Source organism: Sagittula salina (genome assembly GCF_017813235.1).
GTDB classification, from domain to species: Bacteria; Pseudomonadota; Alphaproteobacteria; order Rhodobacterales; family Rhodobacteraceae; genus Sagittula; species Sagittula salina.
In genome coordinates, this window is the sequence record NZ_JAGISH010000013.1 from 23,270 (window position 1) to 48,782 (window position 25,513).

Sequence of the window (25,513 nt, forward strand, 5' to 3'; positions counted from 1 at the left end):
CCCCGGGCTCAGATCCCCAGCGCTTTTGCCGTTGGCCAGCAGGTGCGGACCTGCTCGGCGCCGAATGTCTCCACACCGAAGGCACAGGCGTCGCGGAAGCGCTCAGCGAGCTGGCGCCGGGCGGTCTCCGATAGGCTGACGGACTTCGGCGAAGGATTGATGTTGCGGCCAAAGTCCGGCGCCTCGAGCGGCAGGTCGAGGAAGGCAGCCACCGCGACCACTGCTTCAGGGGTGAACTGGGTCTCGGAGAGACCCAGATGCAGCTCCTCGGCGGGCGAAGACAACCCGCAACCGCGTCACCGCCGTGCGGTAGTCGCCGTTGCGCGCTAAGGAGGCGCCCTCGACCGCCTGTAGCAGGTGCGCCTCCTCCGAATCGCCCGCGACCTGCGCCAGCTGGTAGCGGAACTTGCCCGGCTTCTTGCGGTACATGCACACCGCCCACCAGGCCCGCTCCACCGGGTCGCGCATCAGGTAGACCGCCTTTATAGCCACGCCGCTATCGCCACGCCGCGGCGGGTCAGCTCAACTTTCGCCGCGCGCAGCATGTCCTCCGAGAGCCCGGCGTAAACAGGCGAGAAATCCCCGCTCAGCCGGAGCCAACATGAGCGCAAATCCACCCTGGTCTCGGCCCGCCGGCAAAGCCGGTCGTGCAGGAAATCACTGAAATCCAGGGAAAACCCGGCCTCCCTGCTCTACACACGGCACCTTCACCGTCCCGGCGGCTCAGGCAAGAACTGCGCAACATTGCCACTAGGGAATTATTCAAGTAGCCCCTGGGGCCACCCTAGGCGTGGATTTCCAGATTACATTGAAATTGAAGATGAGCACACATAGCCCGATTTCCTACCGGCCCGAGATCGACGGGCTGCGCACCATCGCCGTGGTTCCGGTGATCCTCTACCACCTCAAGATACCGATAGCCGGCGGCACGCTGCTGCCGGGCGGTTTCCTCGGGGTCGACGTCTTCTTCGTCATCTCGGGCTTCCTGATCACCCAGATCCTGCTAGCCGAGCGCGAGCGCACCGGCCGGTTCAGCCTCTGGCGCTTCTACCAGCGCCGCGCTCGGCGTATCCTGCCGGCACTGCTTATGGTGATGCTGGCCTCGGCGGTGGCTGCTTGGGCGATCATGCAACCCGACGAGTTGCGCCGCTTTTCCGAGAGCGCCGTGGCCGCGCTCGCCTTTGTCAGCAACATTTTTTGGTACTTCCGGCTAGGCGAATACGGCGCACAGTCGGGCCTAATGCAGCCCATGCTGCACACTTGGAGCCTAGCCATTGAGGAGCAGTTCTACTTGGTGTTCCCGCTGCTGCTGATGGCGCTGCCGGTGCGCCAGCCGCGGCTGGTGGCCGGCGTGCTGATCGGGCTGCTGCTGGCTAGCCTGATACTGGCGCAGGCCACCACGCTGTGGAACCATGACCTGTCGTTCTTCTCGCCGGTGAGCCGGGCCTGGGAACTGCTCGCCGGGGCGCTGCTAGCGGTGGCGGCGCGCCGCCTGCCCGGGCGCGCCCTGCCGGCCTGGGGGGGCCTCGGCCGCCTACTGCCGGCGCTGGCGCTGGCGGTGCTACTGGCCAGCATGGCTCTGGTCCACCTGCCGGAGGTCGACCACCCGGGCCTGGTCAGCCTGCCCACGGTGCTGGCCACCATGGTGCTGCTCTGGTTCACCCGGCCGAGCGAGCCGGTCACCCGACTGCTCTCGTTGCCGCCCGTGGTCTACATCGGCAAGCTGTCCTACTCGCTCTACCTCTGGCACTTCCCGATCTTCGCCTTCGGCCGGCTGTGCGCCGTCGACCTGCCCGGCCCGCTCGACTGGGCGGCCTGGGTGCTGCTGACCCTCGCCTGCTCGATCGCCGGCTACCACCTGGTCGAACGCCGCTTCCGCTTCGACGTCGGCAACCGAGCGCTGGCCGCCACCCTGCTCGTCTCGGTGGCGCTGGTGGTCGGCTTCGCGGGGCTGGTGCGGGAGACCAACCTGCTGGTCCGTGAACGCGACGGCGACCTGGTCGCACTCTACGGCGCCAACGAGATGGACAACAAGAAACTGGCCGCGCGGTCATGGTCGATCCTCGACCAGCTGGCCGGCGACGAGAAAATCCGTGGCACCAAGGCCGCGCGCGGCCCCTCGCGTGACGAGAGCACGCGCAACTGGTTCACCGCCCCCGAGGCGCTGCACGTGCTGATCGTCGGCAACTCGCACTCCAAGGACCTGTTCAACGCGCTCCACCTGAACGCCGAGGCCTTCCCCGGCATGCAGTTCGCGCGTTTCGGCATGGCCACCGCCTTTCCCGAAGACCAACGCCGGACGCTCTATGCCGCGCCGAACTTCGCCGCTGCCGACGTGGTGCTGATCGCGCCGCGCTATGCCGACGATTACGCCGCCCGGCTTCCCGGCTTTATCGCCGAGCTGCAGGAGCGGGGCAAGCGGGTGGCGCTGGTCGACAACACCGCGGAGGTCGTCTCGCCGGGGACGCTGCCGATCGTCGACTGGTTCATCCACCGCTACCGCGCCACACCCGAGCCCGACGCCATCAATGGCCGGGCCTACAAGGCGGAATCGAGCAAGCCGAAGCGCACCAATGCCGTGCTGGCGCAGATCGCCGGGCGCGCCGGTGAGCCGCTGCTGTCGCGCCGGGAGCTGCTTTGCGACGATGCCGCGCAGCGCTGCACCGTGCTCACCCCCGAGGGCCGCAAGGCGATGTACGACTACGGCCACTGGACGCTGGAGGGCGCCGCCCATTTCGGCGCCTTGGCCGCCGAGCGCGACTGGCTGGCGCCGCTGCGGGACCAGCCGCGCTGAGACACCCGCTACTTTCTACGCGCCGCTCTACGCCCGGAGGGATGGCAGAACTTGTGGCGGAGACCGGCTCAGTCCAGCTTTGCGTGGACGACGCCGACGGGGCGCTGAAGGTGAATTTTGGAAGCGGCGCAGTTCAGACCCTCGCAGCGCTCGGGACCGTAACCTGTGCGGCGGCATCCCAGCCCGCAGGGCTCAGGCCATGCCCAGCTTGGGCAGCAGCCGGCGGAAGTAGGCGATGGTGCGCTCCAGCCCATCGTCGAGCGCGACGGTCGGGACCCAGTCGAGGCCCTCGCGGGCCCGGGTGATGTCGGGGCGGCGCTGCAGCGGGTCATCGCTCGGCAACGGGCGCTGCTCGATCCGCGAAGCCGAGCCGGTCATCGTCACAACCTTCTCAGCCAACTCGCGGATGGTGAACTCGCTAGGGTTGCCCAGATTCACCGGCCCGGTGATCCCGGCGTCGCTCTCCATCAGCCGCATGAACCCCTCCACTAGGTCGTCGACGTAGCAAAAGCTGCGGGTCTGGCTGCCGTCGCCGTAGATGGTGATCGGGTCGCCCATCAGCGCCTGCACGATGAAGTTGGAGACCACGCGACCGTCAGCGTGGTGCATGCGCGGGCCATAGGTGTTGAAGATCCGTGCCACCTTGATCTCCAGCCCGTGCTGGCGGTGGTAGTCGAAGAACAGCGTCTCGGCGCAGCGCTTGCCCTCGTCGTAGCAGGAGCGGATGCCGATCGGGTTCACGTTGCCCCAGTAGGTTTCTGGCTGGGGATGCACCGAGGGGTCGCCGTAGACCTCCGAGGTGGAGGCCTGGAAGATGCGGCAGCGCAGGCGCTTGGCCAGGCCCAGCATGTTGATCGCGCCATGCACCGAGGTCTTGGTGGTCTGCACCGGGTCGTGCTGGTAATGCACCGGAGAGGCAGGGCAGGCGAGGTTGTAGATCTCGTCGACCTCCACGAAGAGCGGAAAGGTCACGTCGTGGCGCATGAACTCGAACCGCGGGTTGTCGTGCAGGTGGTCGATGTTGCGCTTGGTGCCAGTGAAAAGGTTGTCGACGCAGAGCACCTCGTGGCCCTGGTTGAGCAAGCGGTCGACGAGATGGGACCCCAAGAAGCCGGCCCCGCCGGTGACGAGGATCCGTTTTCGACTGTCGTAAAGGCGCGGCATCCACAAGTCTCCGTCTCGAAATGCTTTCCGACTACCTGACCGACCGGCTCAGGACCGTCAAGCATTGTGATCTTCTGCATGCCAAAGGGGCGTTTTCCGCCAGCTTTTTTTGCTCCGGGGCAATTTGATTGACCCGCAGTCGGGCGCTCGTCTACATGACGGCGGCGGTGTGGAGCCGTACCCCGGAGGGAGATTTGAAGTCATGGATTTGGCAAGGTAGGAAGATTCAATGAAAATCGCGATGATCGGGACCGGTTACGTCGGTCTGGTGTCCGGGGTGTGCTTTTCCGACTTCGGGCATGAGGTGGTCTGCCTCGACAAGGACCCGCGCAAGATCGAGATGCTGGACCAGGGCAAGGTGCCGATCTTCGAGCCGGGTCTCGACGCGCTGATGGCTAGAAACGTGGAGGCCGGGCGGCTGAGCTTCACCCTCGACCTCACGCAGGCCATCGAGGGTGCCGAAGCCGTCTTCATCGCTGTGGGCACGCCGACGCGCCGCGGCGACGGACACGCCGATCTCAGCTACGTCATGGCCGCCGCCGAGGAGATCGCGAAGGCCGCGAAGGGCTACTTGGTCATCGTCACAAAATCCACCGTGCCGGTGGGCACCAACGCAAAGGTGCGCGAGGTCGTGGCTGCCGCCAACCCGGCGCTCGACTTCGACGTCGCCTCCAACCCGGAATTCCTGCGCGAGGGCGCGGCGATCGACGACTTCATGAAGCCCGACCGCGTGGTCGTGGGCGTCGAATCCGACCGCGCCGCCAAGATCATGGCGGAGATCTACCGCCCGCTCTACCTGCGCGACTTCCCCATCGTCACCACGGACCTCGAGTCTGCCGAGATGATCAAGTACGCCGCCAACGCCTTCCTAGCCACCAAGATCACCTTCATCAACGAGATCGCTGCGCTGTGCGAGAAGGTCGGCGCCGACGTGAAGGCGGTGTCGAGGGGCATGGGTATGGACGGCCGCATCGGCAACAAGTTCCTGCACGCTGGCCCCGGCTACGGCGGCTCCTGCTTCCCCAAGGACACGAAGGCGCTGGCCCGCATCGGCCAGGAGCACGCCAGCCCGATCTCCATCGTCGAGACGGTGATCAAGGTAAACGAGGACGTGAAGCGACGGATGATCGACAAGCTGGCCGACCTCTGCGCGGGCAGCTTCAACGGCAAGCGGGTGGCGGTGCTGGGTGTGACCTTCAAGCCCAACACAGACGACATGCGCGACGCGCCCGCGCTAACTATCGTGCCGGCGCTGGTGGGCGGCGGAGCGAAGGTCAGCGTGGTCGACCCGCAGGGCCGCCGCGAGGGCGAACACCTGCTGCCCGGGGTGACTTGGTGCGACGACCCCTACACCGCCGCCAAGGGCGCCGACCTGCTGGTGATCCTGACCGAGTGGAACGAGTTCCGCGCGCTCGACCTGCCCCGGCTGGCCGGCACAATGGCCGCGCCGCGGCTGGCCGACCTGCGTAACGTCTACGCCGCAGCCACTGCCCGCGCCGCAGGCTTCGCCGCCTACGAGGCCATCGGCCGCGAGGGCTTCGGCGCCTGAACCCGGGGGCGCGCGCAAGCTAGGGATCCCCCGAGATTTCGGACACCGGGGCAATGCGATAAGGTCTTTGACACGAGCGCCTCCCGGTGGTGTACAACGTGAGCTTTCTGAAAGGACGAACCGTGGCCAGACAGCTCCTCCAGCAGGACAACCGCACATGAACTACGGCAGGACGATGACCCGACCCGGCATGCCCTCCGGCGGTGACGGCGAGATGCAGGGCAACGGCGAACTGCTCAACAGCCTGCGGCTGATCTGGAGGATGCGCTGGACGGTGCTTGCCATCGCGATGATCCCGCTGCTGCTGGCGGCGGTCTATACTTACGTGCTGGCGACGCCGCAATACATGGCGCGCGCCCAGCTCGCCCTGAACATCCAGAGCAACGAGATCATCGACGTGGCCAGCCTGGTCTCCGGCGCTTCCACCGAAAGCTCGGCGATCAACACCGAACTGGAGATCATCCGCTCGCGACAGATGATCGGCGCGGTGGTCGACGAGCTCGACCTAGTGAACTCTCCGTTGTTCAACCTGGCGCTCCGCCCGCCCTCCTGGCAGGAGCACGTACAGCTCTGGATCGGCGAGCTGCTTGGCCAGGAGCCCCCTGCCCCGCTGCCGACCAGCGCGGTCCGCGAGCGCACCATCAACGAGGTGCGCCGCTCGGTGGCGGCGATCTCCCGGCGGGGCACCTACATCCTCGAGATCCAGGTGACCTCCTACGACCGCTTCCTCTCCGCCGAGGTCGCCAACACCTTGGCCGACACCTACATCCGCGAACAGATCGAGACGAAGTTCGAATCCTCCGAGTTCGCCGTCGACTGGCTCTCGGAGCGTGTCTCCGACCTAGAAGGTGAGCTCTTCGAGAAGGAGGAGGCTGTCAAGGACCGCCGCTCGGTCATCGAACTGGTCGATGAGGAGGCGCTCAACGCCTTGGTGCTGCGCGCCAAGGACCTGCGCAGCCGGGTCGACCGGCTGGCTCCCGCCCCCCCCGAGGCCAACCTGCCGGAACGCCTGCGCGACCTGCGCGACGCCGGCGACCGCGCGGCGCTGACGGAGGCACTCAACGACGCTCGGCTGCGCCGGCTCCTAGGGAAGGTCGAGAACGGCGACGAGAACGCCGTGGCCACCTTCGACAACCTCGCGGGCACGCTGATCGAGCAGCGCACCCGCGACCTCGAGCGCGACGCCATGCAGCGGTCGGCGCTTCAGGGTTCGCTGGCGGAGATCGAGCAGCGTATCGAACAGCAGAGTCGCGATCTCACCGAGCTGAACCAGATGCAGCGCGAGGCAGAGGCAACCCGCGTGCTCTACGAGACCTTCCTGTCCCGGCTGAAGGAGGCTTCGCTGCAGATCGGCTTCCAGCGGGCCGACAGCTACGTCATGGAACCGGCCCTCCCCGGCGCGCTGGTGGCGCCGAACCCGCCGCTGCTGCTGGCGATGGGGCTATTCCTCGGCCTGATCCTCGGCGCCGGCTTGGTGCTGATGCAACAGCTGATGCAGCAGAGTGCCCGCACCGCCTCCGACCTTGAGCAGGCCACCGGGATCATGGTGCTGGGCCAAGTGCCGGTGCTGCCGATCCGGCGCCGTCCGGAACTGATCAACTACCTGAATGACAACCCAACCTCCGGCCCGGTGGAGGCGCTGCGCAACCTGCGCACCTCGATCCTTCTGGCAGACATCAACAACCCGCCGCGGATCATCCTCTCCACCTCCAGCGTGCCCGGAGAGGGCAAGACCACCCAGGCCATCGCCCTCGCGGGAGTGCTCAGCGGCATCGACAAGCGCGTCCTGCTGATCGGCGGTGACGTGCGGCGCCGGGCGATAGCGGAGTATTTTCCGGGCATGAAGCATACCAGCCTGGCCGACGTGGTCACCGGGCGGATCTCGCTCGACGAGGCAGTGCATCACGATGACCGGCTGAACGTCGACGTCGTTACCGTCGGCGACCAGACAGTGAACCCGGCGAACCTGTTCTCCTCCGACCACTTCCGCGCCTTCCTGCAGGCGATGCGGGAGCAATACGATTTCGTGGTGGTGGACTCGCCGCCGATCCTGCTGGTGCCCGACGCGCGTATTCTGGCACAATACGCCGACACAGTGGTGGTTAATGTGCTATGGAACAGGACGCCGATCACCCAGGTCAAGGAAAGCATCCGCCAGCTCTCTCTAGTCGGCGTACAGCCAACCGGCTTGGTGCTGAGCCAAGTGAACACCCGAAAGCTGGCGCGGTACTCCAACGACGGTGCCTACGGCTACTACGAATCCTACAGAGACGGCACGTACAACTGACAGGCCGACCCCGGCTGTCGCCGAGAGCGTCCGGCCCCTTCCTACGTGGCGCGAATTTGCCCATTCGGTCGCACACCGGCATCGACGGGTTCTGGTGGTCGCTGTTCATCACCCAGCCCCACACCCGCCGCTACGGTGGCGTTCCGCCCACAGCCGCGTCCCTAGTGCCTTGCGCTGCTCTCGGCACCGATCACCGCCACGTCAGGTCAGATACATCATGCATTCCCCTTCGCCAGCCGTTTTCGCGCAAGGTCACCAACGCAGGGAATGGGCCGGTTGTCGGGTGGAACCAAGGAGGCCCGCGGTAGGCGCTTGGCTGGGGCAGAGAGTATCCGAGCGTTGCGTCACTCAGACCCGGTAATATTCCCGGTACCACTCGACGAAACGCTCCACCCCCTCACGCATGTCAGTCTGCGGGCTGTAGCCAGTCAGCCGCTCCAACAGCCCCGCGTCCGCCCAGGTGGCGGGGACGTCGCCGGGCTGGATGTCCATCAGGTTGCGGGTGGTCTTTTGGCCCAGGGCCGCCTCGATCGCTTCGATGAAATCCAGAAGCCGCTCGGATTTCGAATTGCCGATGTTCACCACCCGGAAAGGCGCCACCGGGGACAGGCTGTCGCCCTCGGGGACCTCGCCGCCCTCAGGCCGTGTCGGCACGGCCTCGAACATCAGCAGCCGGATGGCCCGCACCAGATCCTCCACATAGGTGAAATCCCGATACATCTCGCCGTGATTGTAGACATCGATCGCCTCGCCCTCCAGCGTGGCCTTCACAAACTTGAACAGCGCCATGTCCGGCCGCCCCCAGGGCCCATAGACCGTGAAGAAGCGGAACATGGTCGTCGGAAGGTCGTAAAGATGGGCGTAGGAATGCCCCATGGCCTCGGTCGCCTTCTTCGTCGCGGCGTAGATCGTCATCGGCGTATCGGCCTTGTCGGTCTCGGCGAAGGGCATCTTTTCGTTGGCGCCGTAGACCGAGGAGGTCGAGGCCATCATCAGATGCTCCACCCCCTGCCTGCGCGCCGCCTCCATCACGTTGAAGGTGCCTACGACGTTGGCATCCACATAGGCGCGCGGGTTCTCGAGGCTGTAGCGCACCCCCGCCTGCCCGGCGAGATGCACGATGATCTCGGGCTCGAAGGCATCTATGGCGGCATCCAGCGCGGCGCGGTCCTCCAGCATGGCCTCGGTGGTGGAGAAACCCGGGGACTGCAACAGCATGGCATGACGACGCTGCTTCAGCGTGATGTCGTAGTAGTCTGTCATGCCGTCGAAACCAGCGACGCGATGGCCTTCTTCCAGCAACAACCGTGCGAGGTGGAAACCGATGAACCCAGCGGTTCCGGTGATGAAGATTCGTTTCAACCTGCGTCCCGCCTTTTCTCTCCGCCTGCAATCCGGCAGCCGCTCCCCAACTCGAATTCCGGTCTCGCGCATTGCGGAAGAGGCTGCAAGCCGAAGGTTTGCGCGATATCCTGTCAGCTACAGGTCGTTCGTGTGAAATATCCGCACACGCCCCTGAAAGACAGTTGACTGGGATGCTGCATTTGCACCATTTAACACAATATTAAGAACGATTGAGATTACCCAAACGCTTCATGAATCACGTCAACGAGCAGCTTTCGGAGAAACTGGATGTTTGACAGTAGCATTCTGGACGACACAATGATGCGGGACAGCTCTTCGGAGCGGAGTCCCCCACCCCGCCTCCTCTTCGCCATCGTGAAACGCGCCTTCGACATCACCATGAGCCTGCTGCTTTTACCGCCGCTCCTGGTTGTCGGCCTGATCCTTCTGGCGCTGAACCCTTTCTACAACAAGGGCCGCCTGATCTACACGCAGCAGCGGATGGGCCGCGATTGCCGTCCTTTCACGGCGTTGAAGTTCCGCTCCATGACCGACGTGCAGCAGGTCAGCCGCGCCGCCGACGATCCGCTGGAAACCGACCGCATCACGCGGCTGGGGCAGATCCTGCGCAAGTCGCGCATCGACGAGCTGCCGCAGGTACTCAACGTCCTGAAGGGCGACATGAGCCTGATCGGCCCGCGCCCCGATTACTACGACCATGCGCTGCGCTTCCTCAAAGAGGTGCCGGGCTACCGCGAGCGGCATGCCGTGCGCCCGGGCATCAGCGGGCTGGCGCAGACCGAACTGGGCTACATCGAGGGGGTGGAGGCCACCTGCCGCAAGGTGCGCGCGGACCTCTACTACATCCAGAACGCCGGTTTCGCGCTGGAGACATGGATCTTCCTGCGCACGCTTTCCGTGGTGCTCCGGCGGGCAGGCGCCTGAGCCGCGCCCTTGGCGAATGAACCGAAGGGCTCGACGCTGTCGAGCCCTTCGTCGTTTTCGCACCGTCCTCAGCCGCCTCAGGTTTCCCTCAGGCCTCCGTCGGCTGTGGCAGCCGGATGCCGGCCGCGCGAAAGCGTTGCGCCACTTCGGCAGGCAGCACGATTCCGCGCTGTTGCAGGAACCGCGTCAGGTCCATCGGCCAAAGCAGCGCCTGCGCCCCGCCAAAACCTTCGAAGAGCGTCAGCACGCCGTCGTAGTTGCCGCGCGCCACCTCGCGGGTCATCAGCCCCTCGATGTAATGCGGGATCGGCCCGTGCGTGGCGATGATGCGGTTCTGCAGCTCCGGCACGCCCATGGGCTCCACCGGGTCGCGCATGTGCGCCAGTTGCAGGCGCGCCATGTCGCGCGCCAGCGAGGGACCGGCGTGTGGCATTTCCACGATGGTGTTCATCGTCCGCCGCAGATCAGAGCCGAACATGGCGCTGACCGCCTCCTCGAAACTGGTCAGCGGGGTCAGCTGGTTCAGGATCGCGAGCGGCACCTTGTCGGACACCTGGGCGTGGAACACCCGCGGTGCGGGGTCGAGCGTGAGGCCGATCCGCGACAGCTCCGCCGCGCGGGTCATGTCGCGATAGATGCGCTCGCGGGTCTCCGCACGCAAAAGCCCCGTGTCCGCCTGCCGCGTCAGCACCGCCTGCCGCATCATCAGCTGTTCCGCCAGCGCCCGGCCGATGTCGCGCCGGTAAAGCGAGAACTGCCGGTTCGCCACCAGCAGATGCCCGGCGGGCAGGCGGTAGACCGCATCGCCCAGCGGCACCTCGGATTCGTGATCGCCGTCATAGAAACACTGCGGCGCGGTGAAACCCGGCGCGGGGTTCTTTGTCAGGTCCAGCGACCAGCCCGCCTCCAGCCCCGCGAAATCGCGAATAACAGTCTCTATTTCACCCAGATCTGCCCCGAAGGCGAAGCCATGCACGTTCTCCGCGCCGAAGGCCTCGATCAGGTGTTCCACCCGTGGCGCCACGGGAAAGAGGTATTTAGCCAGCACGGACGGCGACCAGAAACTGTAGTTGGCATGGCCGACGATCTTCTGGTTCTGCGCCACGTCGTGCAGGTAGTGGGAATAGGCGCGCTCCAGCGGGTCGCGCAGGCAGACGACGATCTTCACCTCGTGCCCGGCCAGAGCGGCGCGCATGTTGGCGGCACTGCCACGCACGTCGTCGATATAAAGCGGCGAGGCGTCAAAGATCACCCGGTCGTCCTCCCCCTCTTCGAAGAGCGAGAGATATTCCGCCAGATCGCGGCCCCGGCGGAAGTAATCCACCTCCTTCGTGGCACGTGGCAGGCAAAAGCGGTCGGGGCGCCGCGCGGCCTGGGCATACAGAAAGGTGGTGCCGGACTTGGGCAGCCCCACCACGATGAGGAAACGTCGTGCCTGTGTCATAGTCGTGCCTGTTTCATATCAGAGCCTATTCCGCCGCAACCGAGGGGTTTTGCGGGGTATCTTCCGGCTCGCCTTCCGCCTCGCTGTCCGTTTTTGGTGCCACCAGTTCCAGCGCGCGCAACAGCACGCCCAGCTTGCGGGCGTCGTCCGATACGCCCAGTTCCGACGGACTGGCCGCGCGGTCGAGCGCGAGGTGCAGCACGCAGGCGCCCCCGGCCCCCTCGGGCAGGGGCATGTCGAACCCCGTGACCTGATCGCGGCCCAGCGTGAACTGCAATTCCGCCAGCGGCGGCGGCCCGTCCTCGCCCAGCAGCGGCAGCGCCAGTTCGTCGGCGTCCCGCAGCACCAGCGTCAGCCGACGCTGTTGGCCAAGCGCCGCCGTCCCGAAGGCGCCCAGTTCCAGATGCAGCCGCGCGCCCGGCGGCAGGCCATCGGGCAGGACCAGCTGCAGGCGGCCCTCCGGGCCGTCGGTCCAGGCCCCCGGCACCTCTGGCGCATGAAAGCCGCGCGCCGCCCCCGCCATGGCCCCCGCGAGGTCCGGCGTGATGGCTTGCCGCCGCCCCGGCGCCAGGACAAGCCCCGCGTCGGGGTCGGCGACGGGCGGCAGGAAACGGCCCTGTGCGTCGATCCTCCAGACCGGGTCCAGCCTGCGCCGCGCCGGATCGCCGCGGTCGGCGGCGGTCTCGCCGAGGTAGGCGTATAGCAGCGTCAGCACGCCCGCCTCGCCCTTTGCGGCCTGCCAGAGCGCGTCGCTCTCGGTCTTGGCGCGCAGCCACCAGCGGGCGTTGTTGCGCCGCGCGACCTCATAGGTGTTACGGGCCTCGATCAGCCCCGAAAGCGGATCGCGCGCCGCATCCATGAAGCGGCGCACGGCCTGTGCTTCCGCCTCGAAATTGCGGTTTTCAGGTGTATCAGGGTCGAATCCACCCACCGTGATACGCCCCTCGGCGCGGTGCAGCAGATGCGCCAGCACGGCGCCGCGCCCCAGGCTGGCCATCATGCCCGACAGCACGACCATCTCGATCCCGAAGGGGTCGCGCTTGTCGATCCGCCGGATCGCGTTCAGCAGGAAATGGTCGCCCTCGTAATAGAGGAAATCCTCCAGCACGTAGGCGCGCACGCGCGGCTCAACCTCCGGGGGCAGCAGGTGGTCAAAGACCATCGCCTCTCCCAGACGCAGCCCGGCGGCGTCCGCCGCCGCGACCAGCCGCGCCAACCGATCCGCCGGGCGACGGACCGCCTGCACCGCGTGCAGGTCCAGCGCCGAAAGGTCGATCGGCGCGGGGCGGTCCGCCAGCGCGTCGGCCGGGATCAGCAGCAGTTCGGCGAGGTTGCTGACCGCCGGGTGCGCCCCCTGCCCTGCCGCCTGCAGGATGCGGGCGCGGCGCGCGGTCTTGGCGTCCAGAAAGGCCTCGATCCGCTCCGGCGCGATTTGCGCCCGCCAGTCGGTGACGGCGCCGTTCTCCAGCAGCAGTATCTCCGGGTCGTGGAAGGGTTCCGCCTTGTCCTCCAGCGCCTGGTGGATGGCCGCACTCAGCACCTGCCCCGGCTGCCATGGCGGCCCTTCGGGCGCGAGCAGCCGCATCAGTTCGTCAAAGCGCACCGGGCGTTTCGCCAGCGCGAGGTAGATGGCATGCACAGACTCCAGCAGCGAGGTGTGGATCAGGTCACCCAGCTCGTAATGCTTGCGCCAGAACTGCCGCCCCTGGGCTGCGCGAAACAGCGCGGGGAAGCTTTCGGGGCGCGCGGGATCGGCGCCAAGCGCGGCGCAAAACAGAGACTGTTCCGCCTGAGAAAGCTCAAGACAGCGTTCGGCCGAGCAGACCGACGGCGTTTCGAACAGCACCCGCCCCACCGCTTCCTGCTGCGCGGGCAGCGCCGTGCGGATGGCGCTGGCGGTGCGTGCCATGGCGGCGCGCTCACGGAAGGCGCGCACCCGCGCCACCGCCTGATCGTAATGCACGCCCTCGCGGAAATGCGCCACCAGTCGGGGCAGATCCTCCTTCGAGGCAAAGATCGCCCCGTCGTCCATGTCGAGGAAGGGGTGATGCGGCGGCAGGAACAGAGGCCGGTCGAGGTTCGCCACGAACCGCGCCGTGGCGGAGTTGTTCCAGTGGTCGTAATCCTTCTGCGGCAGGTAGAAGTAATCCGCCTCCTTCAGCCGCTCCAGCAGTTCCACATCCGTCACCCAGCCGGAGCCGAAGTCATGCGGCACGCCGAGGTCTTCGAGCACCTCCTCGAAGCGCGTCAACTCGTCCGTGTTGCCGGTGGCGACCGAGCCCACCAGCCGCCCGCGGATCTCCTGCGCCAGATGGAAAAGGCTGTCGAAGTCCTTGCCGCCGTATTGAAAGAAGCCGAAAAATCCCAGCACCTCGGGCCGCTCGTCGCGGTCGCCGACGTAAGTGTGTTCCGGCACCGGCACCGGGGAGACGCCCAGCTCCAGCGTCGGCAGGAAGAACTGCCGCCCGGCGGAGCTGATGAAGGCGATCGACGGGATGTCCGACTGCCAGATCTGCCCCTGCCGCGAGAACAGCAGGTCATGGTCGGTATCCAGCAGCGAATGATGGATGATGAGCGGCAGCGCGCCCATCTCGCGGCGCATGACCTCGAGGTTCTGCAGGAGCCGCGTGGTGCTTTCGCCCTGGCTCAGGCGCGGATTCAGCCCGTCGAACAGGCCGGGGCCGTGGTTCACGATGACCAGCGTGCCCTCCAGCCCCTCGCGCCCCAGCGCCAGCGCGGCGGAGGTGGTGCGCACCACGTCGATCCGGTCCACCTGCCTGGCCAGCTCGCCCGCGAGGTAACGGCCGTATTCGCCGATGCCGCATTGCTTCAGGTGGCTGGGAGAAATCATCACCACGCGCCGGATGTCCCCGGTGATCCGCGCCAGAACGGCCCGCCCCTGCTGGCGGCCATAGAGCGCATGATGCTGCGCCGGATCGTTCAGGATCGACAGCGCGCGGGCGCGGGCCACGTCCTCCCAGGTGTCGGCGTAGCCCTCCGGCAGGGGCGCGCGGCGCAGCGGGCTGGGGCCAGCGGGCCCGTCGGAGAAGCCGCCCGGCGGCGAGGCAACGGGGCGCGCGGGACCAAGGATTCTGCGGGCAGCGGCGGAGAGTGTCTCGGCGGGGGGTATCACGAAACGCGGTCCTTTCGGGGGGAAACGGGAGGTGTCGGGTGGGTTGTGCGAGGTGTCAGGGACGACTCACGGGGCAGTGACGGGGCGCAATGGCGGGGCCACCGGGTGGCGCATGATTCGTCTCTGTTCCGGCGCAAAATCTGGCGGAAAACGCGACTATCCGGCGGGCGTGTGCGCCGCATGACAGGGTCTGCAGGGATCTTCACCACGGTTTCCTTTCCCTTTGACGGCCCAGTTGGCAGCCAGGTGGTGGCCAATTGGCAGACAGCCCTCTGCCCGCCCGCTCCGTGCCGGAACCGACCTCCCGGTCGCGCCGGAAATCTTGCTTGTGACTCAAATTATGCGGGTCCGTTTAACGCCCGGTTAAGTGAGATTGGGTGAACAAGGGGGCGACACAAACAGGAGGCCCCATGAAAAAGGCATTCATCACTGGCATCACCGGGCAGGACGGCGCCTACCTGGCCAAGCTGCTCCTGGAGAAGGGCTACGAGGTCCACGGCGGCGTGCGCCGCATCTCCCATCCTGAAACCACGCGGCTGGACCTGCTGGGCATCACCCGGGACATCCACCTGCACGAATTCGACCTGGGCGAGCCCAACAGCATCTTCCGCACCATCCGCGCGCTGATGCCGGACGAGTTCTACAACCTCGCGGCACAAAGCTTTGTCGGCGCCAGCTGGGAGCTGCCGATCTACACGGCGGACGTGGACGGCATGGCTGTGGTGCGCATCCTCGACGCGCTACGCACGGTGTCGCCCGAGACGCGGTTCTACCAGGCCTCGACGTCGGAGATGTTCGGCCTCGTGCAGGAGGTGCCGCAGCGCGAGACGACGCGCCTCTACCCCCGCTCGCCCTATGGCGTGGCGAAGGTATACGGTCACTATATCACCATGAATTACCGCGAGAGCTTTGACATGCATGCCTCGTCGGGCATCCTGTTCAATCACGAAAGCCCCCTGCGCGGGAAGGAATTCGTCACCCGCAAGATCACGCTGGGGCTGGCCGACATCGCACGCGGCGGCAACGCGGCGGTGGAACTGGGCAACATGGACGCAAAGCGCGACTGGGGCTTTGCCGGCGATTACGTCGAAGGCATGTGGCGGATGCTCCAGCAGGAAGAGCCCGACGACTACGTGCTGGCCACCGGCGTGACGACGACGATCCGCGACTTCTTCACCTATGCGGCAGAGGCGCTGGGGATGTCGCTCGACTGGCAGGGCGAGGCGGAGGCCGAGACCGCCACCGACCGCAAGACCGGCCGCGTGGTGATGAAGGTGAACCCGAAGTTCTACCGCCCCGCAGAGGTCGACCTGCTGATCGGCGACGCCACGAAGGCGCGCAACGCGCTTGGCTGGACGCCGCAGGTCGACGTGCAGCAACTGGCGCAGATGATGGCGCGGGCCGATTACGACGCGCTGGCAACGCAGAAAGCGGCCTGACATGCGGCAAATGCGGCTCAGCGCCCTGCTACCCGCACGCGTGCACGACTTGCGCGCCCGTCTCGAACAGAAGATGGGCGGCTTTCGCGGCTACGTCGACGGCATCGCGGGACAGGAACTGATGGGCTGGGTGCAGGCCACCGCCGACCCGCGCCTGCGTCCCCGCGTCGGGGTCTTTGTCCAGGGCGCGCGGATCTGCGAGGTCAGCGCCAATATCTACCGCCAGGATCTGGAAGCCGCCGGGGTCGGCGACGGCCGCCACGGCTTTGCCGTGCCCCTGTCGGAGGAAATCATGCGGCTTGCCCGCGCCAATGGCGGCACGGTGGAGCTGCGGGTGCTGATGGGCGGCGGACACGACGCCCACCTCGGCCACCACCGCCTGTGCGAAACCGACGCCACCGGCCGCGTCCTGCCGGGCAGCGCGCTTCGAAAGCGGCTCTATGCCGGCCTCGACCTCATGTCCCGCCTGTCAGAGGCCCCGCCCGCGCCCGCCATCGTCCCGCGCCCGCTGGGCCGCCACGCGGCGAAACTGTTCGGGGCTCATAACTACCTCGACCCGGGCCGTCCCCTGCCCGCGCCGATGTGCGCCTACACGGAATTCGTGCGTTACCGGAACCGGGTGGACCGCAGTTTTGACCCGAACCGCACCCCCAAGGACATCGCGCATTTTCACAAGTTCTACCTTGGCGCCTATGCCCCCATGCGCCGCGGCCTGCGCGTGCCGCTGTCGCGCGATGCCATCGCCTGGGCCAACGAACCCGTCGTCATGCCGGGGGCGAAGCATCACCTGAGCCGCGCGGCATGGGCCTTCCTGCTGGAGGTGCAGCCGCTCTTGCAGTCGATGGACTTCAACAGCGATGCCTGGTTCGCCTGGGCCTCCTACTGGTGGGCGGTGAACCAGTCGCAGACCATGGGCTGCGAGGATTGCCTCGTCACGCCCGACATGACACAGGCGCTCCTGCGCGTGCCCGACCCGTTCGAGGCCCGGCCCTGGCCGATCTCGGAATTCATGCTGCGCCAGCACGCCGAGACCCCGGAATTCGCCGAATTCTCGCTGGAGACGGAGGCTGGCCGCCGCGATCTGACCTGCGCGCTGATGATCCTTGCCGTGAACCGTCCCGACACGCTGCGCTACATCCCCGAAGACCTGCGCGAGGCGGTGCTGGCCCCCGTGCCCGCCCCCCTCGGCCCCCTGCGCTACCTGCGCGCGGAGGCGCCGCAGGCCCCGACGCTTCTGGCGGAGTTCTGCGCCGGTCTGGGTGCGCCGCAACCGGGGCTGACGCGGCAGGCCTATGCCGGCATCCTGCGCCACCGCGGCTTCGACCTCGATCGTATGGCCTTCGACACAGTCACCGCCGAAGGCCACCGGATCGAACTGGCCCGACTGCCCAAACCCTCCGAGCCGCCCGTCGACATCCAGGTCATCGGCCCGGCAAAGAAGGCCAGCGGACTGGGCCAGGCCACGCGGCTCTCCATCGCCATGCTCGAGGGTTTCGCGCGCGAAACGGGGCGCACGCTCAATGCCGTGGACTACAGCCTCGACAACCCCGCACCCGAAGGGTTCAACGCCGAACGCGATGTGTCGGACTACCGGCTGGCGCGGGTGAACCTCTTTCACATCAACGCGGAATCCCTGCCGCTGTCGGTGGCCTACCAGCCCGACGTGATGCAGGGGGCCTACAACATCGGCTATTTCTACTGGGAGCTCGACAGCCCCGCCGCCTGTCATCACCTGGCGATGGACCTTCTGGACGAAATCTGGGTGTCGACCGACTACGGCGTGTCGATCTACCAGCCGCATACCGCCAAGCCCGTGACCAACGTCGGCATGAGCTTCGAGGCCCTGCCGGAGATCGACGCGGGCCAGGCGCGAACTTTCCTCGAAGCGAAGGCCGGCATCGAAAAGTCTGCCGAAGGCGAGGGGCCGTTCATCTTCCTCACCACCTTCGACAGCTTTTCCTTTGTGCAGCGCAAGAACCCGCTGGGCGTGCTTTCGGCCTTCCGCAAGGCGTTCAAGGGCGTGGCCGACGTGCGGCTGGTCATCAAGACGCAGAACCGCGCCCGCGTCATGGACCCGGTGCAGATGAAGGTCTGGGATGCGGTGGACGCCATCCTGAAGGACGACGACCGCATCGTGCTGATCGACGAGACGATGAAATACACCGACCTGCTGAAGCTGAAGAAGGGTGCCGACGCCTATATCTCGCTGCACCGCTCCGAAGGCTGGGGGTTCGGCATGATCGAGGCGATGAACCTCGGCGTGCCGGTGCTGGCGACGGCGTTTTCCGGCAACATGGATTTCTGCGATGCCGACACCTGCTGGCTGGTGGATTACGAACTCACCCGGCTGAAGCCCGACGACTACATCTTTGTCACGCCCGGCCAGACATGGGCGGAGCCCGACATCGACCACGCCGCCCGCCAGATGCGCGCGATGAAGGCCGACCCGCAGGAACTGTCCCGCCGGGCACAGGCCGCGCGGCGCCGGGTGCAGACGGAGTTTTCCGAGGACGCCATAGGCGCCCGCTACGCCGCCCGCCTGCGCGAGATCCTCGCCGGGCGTGACGGGCGGGAGCGGGACCGCACAGAGGAAAGGGCGCGCGCATGAGCAACATGAGCAGCGTAAGCAGCATGAGCCCGGAGAGCCGCATCAGCGCGCAGTTCCCGCAAGTCACCTTCGCCCATGCCTCCGGGGTCAGCTGGCCGCGCAGCGGGCATCACCTGCTGGTGCGGCTGCTCACCGGCTACTTCGGCCCCGCCTTCGGCTATTGCGAGTTCTACAACGTCAAACCCTCGGTAAAGGACATCCCGCGTTGCTGCGGCCAGCGGCCCTGCGCCAATGCGAACCGCATCGCGCTGACGAAGGATCACGACTTCGAGCTGAACACGCCGCAGATCCCCGGCCAGCGCTACCTCGTGCAGTACCGCGCCTTTGCGCCCTCGGTGGTGTCTAACTTCGAGCTCGCCGTGCGCAACGGCCGCGAGGACAGCGCCGCCAGCTTCCGGGTCTTCGTCTCCGCCGAGTTCAGCCGCTACCTCGGCTTCACCCAGCGCTGGGTCGACTCCGATTTCGCCCGCGCGGAGGGCATCCTGCGCGTGCTTTACGAGGATCTGGTGACCGATCCCTGCGGCGTCCTGTCCGAGGCCGCCGCCTACCTCGCCCCGGGCCATGAACCGGACACCGCCCGCATCCGCGCCGTGGTGCGCGAGGTCGATGCGCAGCGCGTCGCCGACCGCAAGATCGAGACGCTGGCCCGCGCCGGTGTCCACGCCAGTCGGCGGGTGGAGGATTTCCGCTACCACGACCCGGCGCTGTTCGCGCTGATCGAGGGGCTGCGCCTGCCGCGCGGCGTGGTGCAGGACGCCTTCCGCAGCCTGCTGGGCCGCGAACCGGCAGAGGACAACATGCTGCGCTTTCAGGCCTTCGAGACCCGCGCCGCGCTGGAGGACCACATCCGCGCCACCCCGGAATTCCTGCGCCGCCATGAGGCCCCGGAGGGGCGACACCGGGGCGCTCATCCGCTGCCCCGCCGCGCCTCCTGATCCCTGCCCCCCCAAGAGCCTGCCCAAGCCCCCGCTCCCCAAGCCCCCGTTCAAGCCCCGTTCAAGGACCCGACATGCCCGCCACCGGCCACGCCCTGCACGAGGCGCTCTATCACTACTATGCCACCTTCGACGCGGAGGCGGTGATCGACCGCCACGCCCTGCCCGAACCACCCGCGCCGACCCCCGGCACGCTGACCAACTTCATGGGGCTGAAGGTGCCGGTCTCCGTCTTCCCGCCGGTGCTGGACGCGCTGTCGGGCCAGCTGGAGGGGCGGCCCGATCCGGGCAACTGGCACGCCGACATCGCGGAATGGGCCGCCGCGCTGCACGCCGTCGAGGCGGCAGAGGGCCAGTTCACCGTGGTGGAGCTGGGCTGTGGCTGGGGCTGCTGGCTGATGAACACCGGGCTGGCGGCGCGCAGGCGCGGGCTGGCGCTGCGGCTGATCGGCATCGAAGGCTGCGCGCCGCATCTGGACCAGGCGCGCGCGGCACTGGCGCTCAACGGCTTTTCGCAGGATGATTTCCGCCTTGTGCATGGCGTGGCGGGGCCCAACACGGGTCGCGCGATCTTTCCGGCCGAGGACGCGCCGGGCTGGGGCGGGGCCGCGATCTTCGACGCGGACGCCGAGACACTGGCCCGGGCGGAGGCCGACGCGGCGGTGCAGGTGCTCGACTGTCATCCGCTGGGCGCGCTGTCGGAGGGGCAGCCCATCGACCTCCTGCACATCGACATCCAGGGGGCGGAGGCGGACTTCGTCGCGGGCAACATGGATGACATCGCCACCCACGTGCGCCGGGTGCTGATCGGCACCCACAGCCGGGCCATCGAAGGCGCGCTGGAGGCGCATTTCCTTGCCGCCGGCTGGCAGCTGGAGATGGACCGCCCCGCCATCGCGCCGCCGCAGGGCGGCCGCCCGCAACTGGCCATCGACGGCGTGCAGATGTGGGCCAACCCCAACCCGGTGGGAGCCCACAACCCTGAGTCGAAGCTGGCGCGCAAACCCGCCGCCATGATACCCAGGGAGCAGGGCATCATCAGAACGGTCGAGGCAAGCACATGATCCATCCAGTCCTTCTTTGCGGCGGTTCCGGCACCCGGCTCTGGCCCCTGTCGCGGAAATCCTACCCCAAGCAATTCGCCGACCTGCTGGGCGAGGACAGCCTGTTTCAGGCCTCGGCGCGGCGCTTTGCCTGCGCTGGCTTCGCCGATCCGCTGGTGGTGACCGGCGATCCGTTCCGCTTCATCGTGACCGAGCAGCTCGACGCCGTGGGCATTCGCCCTGCTGGCATCCTGATCGAACCCGAGGGCCGCAACACCGCCCCCGCCGCCTGCGCCGCCGCCATCGACGTGCTGGAACGCGACGCCGAAGGGATGGTGCTGCTGCTGCCCTCCGACCATGCGATCCCCGATGCGGACGCCTTCCGCGCCACCATCGCACAGGGCGTGGCGGCGGCGGAGTCCGGGCAGATCGTCACCTTCGGCATCAAACCCACGCGGGCGGAAACCGGCTATGGCTGGCTGGAAACCGGAGCGGAGGCGCATGGCGCGCTGACGCTGGAACGTTTCATCGAGAAGCCCGACCAGGCGCGGGCGGAAACCCTCTTTGCCAATCCGCGCTACCTGTGGAACGCGGGCGTCTTCCTCGCGCGCGCCGACGTGCTGGTGCGCGCCTTCCAGACCCATGCGCCGGAAATCCTGAAGACCGTCGCCGCCGCGATGGAGGCGGCGAAGGAAGACCTCAGCTTTACCCGCATCGACCCCGCGCTCTGGGCGGCGGTGCCCGACGATTCCATCGACTTCGCCGTGATGGAGAAGGCGGGCAACCTCTCGGCGGTGCGCTTCGACGGGCACTGGTCCGACCTCGGCGGCTGGGAGGCGGTCTGGCTGGAATCCGGCAAGGACAGTGACGGCAACGCGGTGTCCGACAATGCCACCGCGCTCGAGTGCCGCAACACGCTGCTGCGCGCCGAGGCCCCCGATCAGGAGCTGGTCGCCATCGGGCTGGAAAACGTGGTCGCCGTCGCCATGCGCGACGCGGTCATGGTGGCCGACATCTCCAAGGCGCAGAACGTGAAGACCGCCGTGAAGGTGCTGAAGGAACGCGGCGCCAAGCAGGCGCTGGAATTCCCCATCGACCACCGCCCCTGGGGCTGGTTCGAAACGCTGGTGCTGGCCGACCGTTTCCAGGTGAAGCGTATCCACGTGAACCCCGGCGCCGCCCTCAGCCTGCAGTCGCACCACCACCGGTCGGAACACTGGATCGTCGTGGCCGGCACCGCAAAGGTGACGGTGGACGACGACGTGAAGCTCGTGACGGAGAACCAGTCCGTCTACATCCCGCTTGGCGCCGTCCACCGGATGGAAAACCCCGGCAAGGTGCCCATGGTGCTGATCGAGGTGCAGACCGGCACCTACCTCGGGGAGGACGACATCGTCCGCTACGAGGACGTCTATTCCCGAAGCTGAAACCTCGGCGGAACAGGGCCTGTTTCCCCCTGTTTCTCCCCCACCCGAAAGGCAGGATCATGAAGATCGACGTGGAATTCATCGAACACGAGGTGCTGGGACAGCGCGTGGTCTTCGCCCTCGATCGCGACAACCACGACTGGTACTTTGAAACGGTGCGCAAGAAGCCCTTCCGCAACCCAGTGCATTACCACCTGCCGAAACTGCGCAGCGTGCTGGGGGAGGAGGGCTTTCGCTACGCCGACTTCGGCGCCAACATCGGCACCACCGCGCTGTTTGCGGCCGCCATGGGCGTGCCGACGCTGGCCATCGAGGCGGGCTCGGTGAACTATGCCCTGCTGCTGGAGGCGCAGCGCGCCAATGGCTTCGGCGCGCTTTTCCGGCCGGTCTATGTGGCCGCCTCCGACCGCATCGGCGTGGCGCAATTCGCGGAGAACAGCGCCTGGGGCGCGCTGTCGGAAAGCGGCAAGCAGACCTCGCGCGTGCCCACCGCCCCCATGGCGCAGATCCTCGGGATGAACGGCTTCGAGGCGGCGCAGGTCATCAAGGTCGACATCGAAGGGGCGGAACTGCAGGCGCTTTCGGGCTTCGAGGCCATCGCGGAGCGCGCCGGGGCCCCCGACCTGATCGTGGAATCGAACGAGGTCGCCTGCACCCGCTTCGGCTACACGCCGCAGGCGCTGTGGTCGCGGCTGATGGATCTGGGCTACGATGTCTGGCTGCTGGGCGGGCGGAACCTGACGCGGCTGACGCCGGAGGCGGTGCAGACCGCGGTGGTGGAGGATGTGCTGGCCACGAAACGCCCCGCCGCCTTCCTCTCCGGGCCGCTCGGCTACACGCTGGCGGACTACGACGCGGGCGCGGCGCGGGCGCGGCTGGAGGGGCTGTCCCAAAGCGCCAGCGACGAGAAGACGCAAGGCTTCGTCTCCCGCCAGATGGCGCTGCTGGGGTCGGCCCGGGCGGCCTGAATCGCACTCCCAGCCGCACCCCCAGCCGCACTGGGCCCGAGGCTCAGAACCAGCGACCGACCGCGACCAGAGACACCGCCCGGCCGGTGGTCGACTGGAAGGAGAATCCGCAGACCTCGCCGGTGGTGGTGGTCGCCGCCCCCGCCACGGTCCAATGGGTGGTGGTGGCGTTCTGCCGCCCCGGCGTCAGCGCGGGAACGTTCGAAAACGCCCTGGGGTAGGTCCAGGTGGTCACGGAGGACCGGAACAGCGCCCCCGCCGCGGTGCTCACGCTCACGGTGAACTGGGGGCTCCAGCAGATCTGCGTGCCGTCCGCGAACCGCACCCAGTCACCGCCCGCGCCCGCACCGCGCTCGATCACCGCGCCGGTGGGGGTGCCGCCCGACTGGCCGACCGTGCCCAGCAGGTTGCCACGCCCATAAGCGTAATCCGCCCGCGCCAGCCGCCCCGCAGTCACATCCGTGGCCGAAGCCTGCACCGCGGCCCCCGAGGCCACCCCCGTGGCCGGGTCGAGGCTCAGTGCCGTGGTCCATGCCGACCCGTTGGCCGAAACCTTGATGGCAAAACCGTCCGTCCCGGCCAGCCCCATTTCCGCCCGGCCCGACCAGTTGCTCTGGAACAGAAGGCTCGCGGTGTCGGAGACACCCGCCTTGTTGATCTTCAGCTGGTGGCCCGCGCCCTCGTGGGTCAGCAGCGTCGCGGGCGCGGTCACGCTGAGGCGGTTGGTGGCATCGGCGCTGGTGTTCACCCCCAGCGTCTCGGCCCTCAGCGCGCCCTCGCCGCTCTGCCATGCGCTGCCGTCGAAACGCGCCACCGCATCCTCGTCGAGCACGGTGGCGCGCCAGCCCGCCACGGGGGCATGAAAGGTCCATGCGCCCTGGTCTTTCACCGCGATCTCGTCCGCGTGGCCGGCCCAGTCGCCCGAGGCGCCCGCAGGCAACAGATAGCGGTCGCCATCCACGGCCGTCGGCGGTGGCGACACCTCGCTGCGTGAGATCACCGCCAGCTGCACCGCGACGTCGAGCATCGCCAGCGCCGCATTATGGGTGACGTGTTTCTGCGCCTGGGCGGGCAGCAGGTAGGGCAGGGACAGCACGGCCGAGACGTCGGGCATGGCGGGAAACCTCCTGAAACGCGGGTCTGCGACAGGGGTATGTGCGGATCGTTAACAGCGCCTTGGACCACCGTGCGCTGCCGCGCGTGGCGAAGGGAGCATGGGGGCTCTGCCCCCGTCCCTGCGGGACTCCCCCGAGGTATTTCGAAACCGAAGAACCAAAGAAGGGCGCGCCCCCGCTTCTTTGGTTCGAAAATACCTCGGGGGGAGAGGCCGCAGGCCAAGGCGGGCATGCTCTCAGCCGGACGCCTCACCCCTTCCGCTTGTCGATCCAGCCAAGGAAGGCCTTCGCCGGTGATTTCAGCGGCACCCGGCCCGAGGCGGCCCACCAAGCGCGCCACTCGGCCTCCAGCGCGTAGACATCCGCGCCCGGCGCACGCCTGCGCGCTTCCGCCATCACCTCCGCGCCCAGGGGGGGCAGATCGGGGCCGTCCTCGACCACGCCGCCCTTGCGGGCAAAGCGGATCATGTCCCCCGGCTCCTCGCTCATCTCGTAGTCGGGCAGGTTGCCCTCGGCGATCATCTTGCGCATGGCGGCGCGGAAGACCCGCACCGGCGCGGCGCTGCCCGCCTTCTTGTGCAGCACCGCGACGGAAATCCGCCACCCCGCCTGCCGCCCGCAATGCTTGCGCGCCAGTTCGTAGACCCGCCGCTCCAGCGGTTTGCGCAGGCGGAAATAATCGCGCGAGAGCGTCAGGACCGAACGCGCCTCGACCGCGCGGAACAGCCAGTCCGACAGCGTGACCGAGACCGAGAGCATCCGCCCGCCCCCCCTCTTTCCGGCAGGCGAGCGGCGCACGATTTCCCATGCCTCGATCAGGCCGAAGCCGCGGGTGGTCTCGGTCCCGCCCGTCTCGATGTTCGTGGTGATGCGCGTGCCTGCCAGCCGCTCGAAGGCCTCCTTCAGCCGGGCGTAGGCATCGCCAGAGGTGTCGCGATTGGTCGCCACCAATAGGTCATGCGCGGTCAGCGTCAGCCTGCGGGTGATTGCCCGGCCCGCGTTCACCGCCGCCATCAGCTGGCTCACGCAATAGATCAGGATGTCCTTGTCGTGGATGGTCGCGCGCCCCCGGACCGAGGGCGTCACGGTGATCTCGGCGCCGTTGTGTTCGTAGCTCAGCACCCGCGTGTCGGGCTTTGTCGAGAGCGAGAAGATCGGATGCTCCATGGACGCCAGATCGCCCTTGGGGCTCGCGTCGAAGAAATCGCAAAGGAAGAAGTCGCTCCCCGAGGGGCTGGGCGGGCTGCCGGAATGCGGGAAAGTGCCCCCCGCTGTCGCGCTGGTCATGGATCTGCCTGTTCACTGCCTGCCCCCCTGT

At 67.4% G+C, this 25,513-nt stretch carries 18 protein-coding genes; 10 read left to right on the plus strand and 8 right to left on the minus strand.

Annotated features, from left to right (window positions below; translation table 11 throughout):
* Positions 1 to 8: 8 nt before the first annotated feature.
* The gene (locus J5474_RS18530; RefSeq protein WP_209362874.1) at positions 9 to 212 is read right to left on the minus strand and encodes a hypothetical protein; all 204 of its coding nucleotides are present in this window, start codon (positions 210 to 212) and stop codon (positions 9 to 11) included.
* A 13-nt stretch (positions 213 to 225) separates the two neighbouring features.
* Positions 226 to 492 (minus strand): hypothetical protein, encoded by a 267-nt coding sequence (locus J5474_RS18535; protein WP_209362876.1) that lies wholly within the window; start codon positions 490 to 492, stop codon positions 226 to 228.
* Between the two features lie 298 nt (positions 493 to 790).
* On the opposite strand from J5474_RS18535, the gene J5474_RS18540 reads away from it, so the two are divergent.
* A complete protein-coding gene (locus tag J5474_RS18540; RefSeq protein ID WP_209362879.1) occupies positions 791 to 2,794 on the plus strand; it encodes an acyltransferase family protein in 2,004 nt (667 codons plus the stop codon).
* A gap of 192 nt (positions 2,795 to 2,986) precedes the next feature.
* Here the strand turns inward: J5474_RS18540 and J5474_RS18545 are convergent, their stop codons facing one another.
* Positions 2,987 to 3,958 carry a UDP-glucuronic acid decarboxylase family protein gene (locus J5474_RS18545; protein WP_209362881.1) on the minus strand — a complete coding sequence of 324 codons (972 nt, stop codon included), beginning with the start codon at positions 3,956 to 3,958 and terminating at the stop codon, positions 2,987 to 2,989.
* A 229-nt stretch (positions 3,959 to 4,187) separates the two neighbouring features.
* On the opposite strand from J5474_RS18545, the gene J5474_RS18550 reads away from it, so the two are divergent.
* Entirely contained in the window at positions 4,188 to 5,507 is a 1,320-nt protein-coding gene (locus J5474_RS18550) for a UDP-glucose dehydrogenase family protein (protein WP_209362883.1), read from the plus strand.
* 157 nt (positions 5,508 to 5,664) lie between these two features.
* Positions 5,665 to 7,794, plus strand: a complete 2,130-nt coding sequence (locus J5474_RS18555) for a GumC family protein (protein WP_209362885.1) — start codon at positions 5,665 to 5,667, stop codon at positions 7,792 to 7,794.
* A 348-nt stretch (positions 7,795 to 8,142) separates the two neighbouring features.
* On the opposite strand, the gene J5474_RS18560 is transcribed toward J5474_RS18555, so the two are convergent.
* Positions 8,143 to 9,156 carry an NAD-dependent epimerase/dehydratase family protein gene (locus J5474_RS18560; protein ID WP_209362887.1) on the minus strand — a complete coding sequence of 338 codons (1,014 nt, stop codon included), beginning with the start codon at positions 9,154 to 9,156 and terminating at the stop codon, positions 8,143 to 8,145.
* Between the two features lie 270 nt (positions 9,157 to 9,426).
* Here J5474_RS18560 and J5474_RS18565 point away from each other — a divergent pair, with 270 nt between their 5' ends.
* A complete protein-coding gene (locus J5474_RS18565; protein ID WP_245216576.1) occupies positions 9,427 to 10,083 on the plus strand; it encodes a sugar transferase in 657 nt (218 codons plus the stop codon).
* Between the two features lie 88 nt (positions 10,084 to 10,171).
* On the opposite strand, the gene J5474_RS18570 is transcribed toward J5474_RS18565, so the two are convergent.
* On the minus strand, positions 10,172 to 11,527 hold the full coding sequence (locus tag J5474_RS18570) for a sulfotransferase domain-containing protein (RefSeq protein ID WP_209362889.1): 1,356 nt from the start codon (positions 11,525 to 11,527) through the stop codon (positions 10,172 to 10,174).
* Positions 11,528 to 11,552: 25 nt separating this feature from the next.
* Complete coding sequence (locus tag J5474_RS18575; RefSeq protein ID WP_209362892.1) at positions 11,553 to 14,660, minus strand: hypothetical protein; 3,108 nt, start codon at positions 14,658 to 14,660, stop codon at positions 11,553 to 11,555.
* 410 nt (positions 14,661 to 15,070) lie between these two features.
* On the opposite strand from J5474_RS18575, the gene gmd reads away from it, so the two are divergent.
* From gmd to J5474_RS18605, 6 genes are all read left to right on the plus strand, one after another.
* The gene (gene gmd, locus J5474_RS18580; RefSeq protein WP_209362894.1) at positions 15,071 to 16,099 is read left to right on the plus strand and encodes a GDP-mannose 4,6-dehydratase; all 1,029 of its coding nucleotides are present in this window, start codon (positions 15,071 to 15,073) and stop codon (positions 16,097 to 16,099) included.
* A gap of 10 nt (positions 16,100 to 16,109) precedes the next feature.
* A complete protein-coding gene (locus J5474_RS18585; protein ID WP_209362895.1) occupies positions 16,110 to 18,707 on the plus strand; it encodes a glycosyltransferase in 2,598 nt (865 codons plus the stop codon).
* Positions 18,704 to 19,642 carry a hypothetical protein gene (locus J5474_RS18590; RefSeq protein ID WP_209362896.1) on the plus strand — a complete coding sequence of 313 codons (939 nt, stop codon included), beginning with the start codon at positions 18,704 to 18,706 and terminating at the stop codon, positions 19,640 to 19,642. The genes J5474_RS18585 and J5474_RS18590 overlap by 4 nt, the downstream gene beginning before the upstream one ends.
* A gap of 74 nt (positions 19,643 to 19,716) precedes the next feature.
* On the plus strand, positions 19,717 to 20,706 hold the full coding sequence (locus J5474_RS18595; protein ID WP_209362897.1) for a class I SAM-dependent methyltransferase: 990 nt from the start codon (positions 19,717 to 19,719) through the stop codon (positions 20,704 to 20,706).
* Positions 20,703 to 22,112 (plus strand): mannose-1-phosphate guanylyltransferase/mannose-6-phosphate isomerase, encoded by a 1,410-nt coding sequence (locus J5474_RS18600; protein WP_209362898.1) that lies wholly within the window; start codon positions 20,703 to 20,705, stop codon positions 22,110 to 22,112. The genes J5474_RS18595 and J5474_RS18600 overlap by 4 nt, the downstream gene beginning before the upstream one ends.
* Positions 22,113 to 22,171: 59 nt before the next feature.
* The gene (locus tag J5474_RS18605; protein ID WP_209362899.1) at positions 22,172 to 23,080 is read left to right on the plus strand and encodes an FkbM family methyltransferase; all 909 of its coding nucleotides are present in this window, start codon (positions 22,172 to 22,174) and stop codon (positions 23,078 to 23,080) included.
* Between the two features lie 43 nt (positions 23,081 to 23,123).
* Here J5474_RS18605 and J5474_RS18610 read toward each other — a convergent pair whose 3' ends face one another.
* Both J5474_RS18610 and J5474_RS18615 read right to left on the minus strand, forming a co-directional pair.
* Positions 23,124 to 24,194 (minus strand): DUF2793 domain-containing protein, encoded by a 1,071-nt coding sequence (locus tag J5474_RS18610; RefSeq protein WP_209362900.1) that lies wholly within the window; start codon positions 24,192 to 24,194, stop codon positions 23,124 to 23,126.
* 250 nt (positions 24,195 to 24,444) lie between these two features.
* On the minus strand, positions 24,445 to 25,482 hold the full coding sequence (locus J5474_RS18615) for a replication initiator protein A (protein ID WP_209362902.1): 1,038 nt from the start codon (positions 25,480 to 25,482) through the stop codon (positions 24,445 to 24,447).
* Between the last annotated feature and the right edge of the window lie 31 nt (positions 25,483 to 25,513).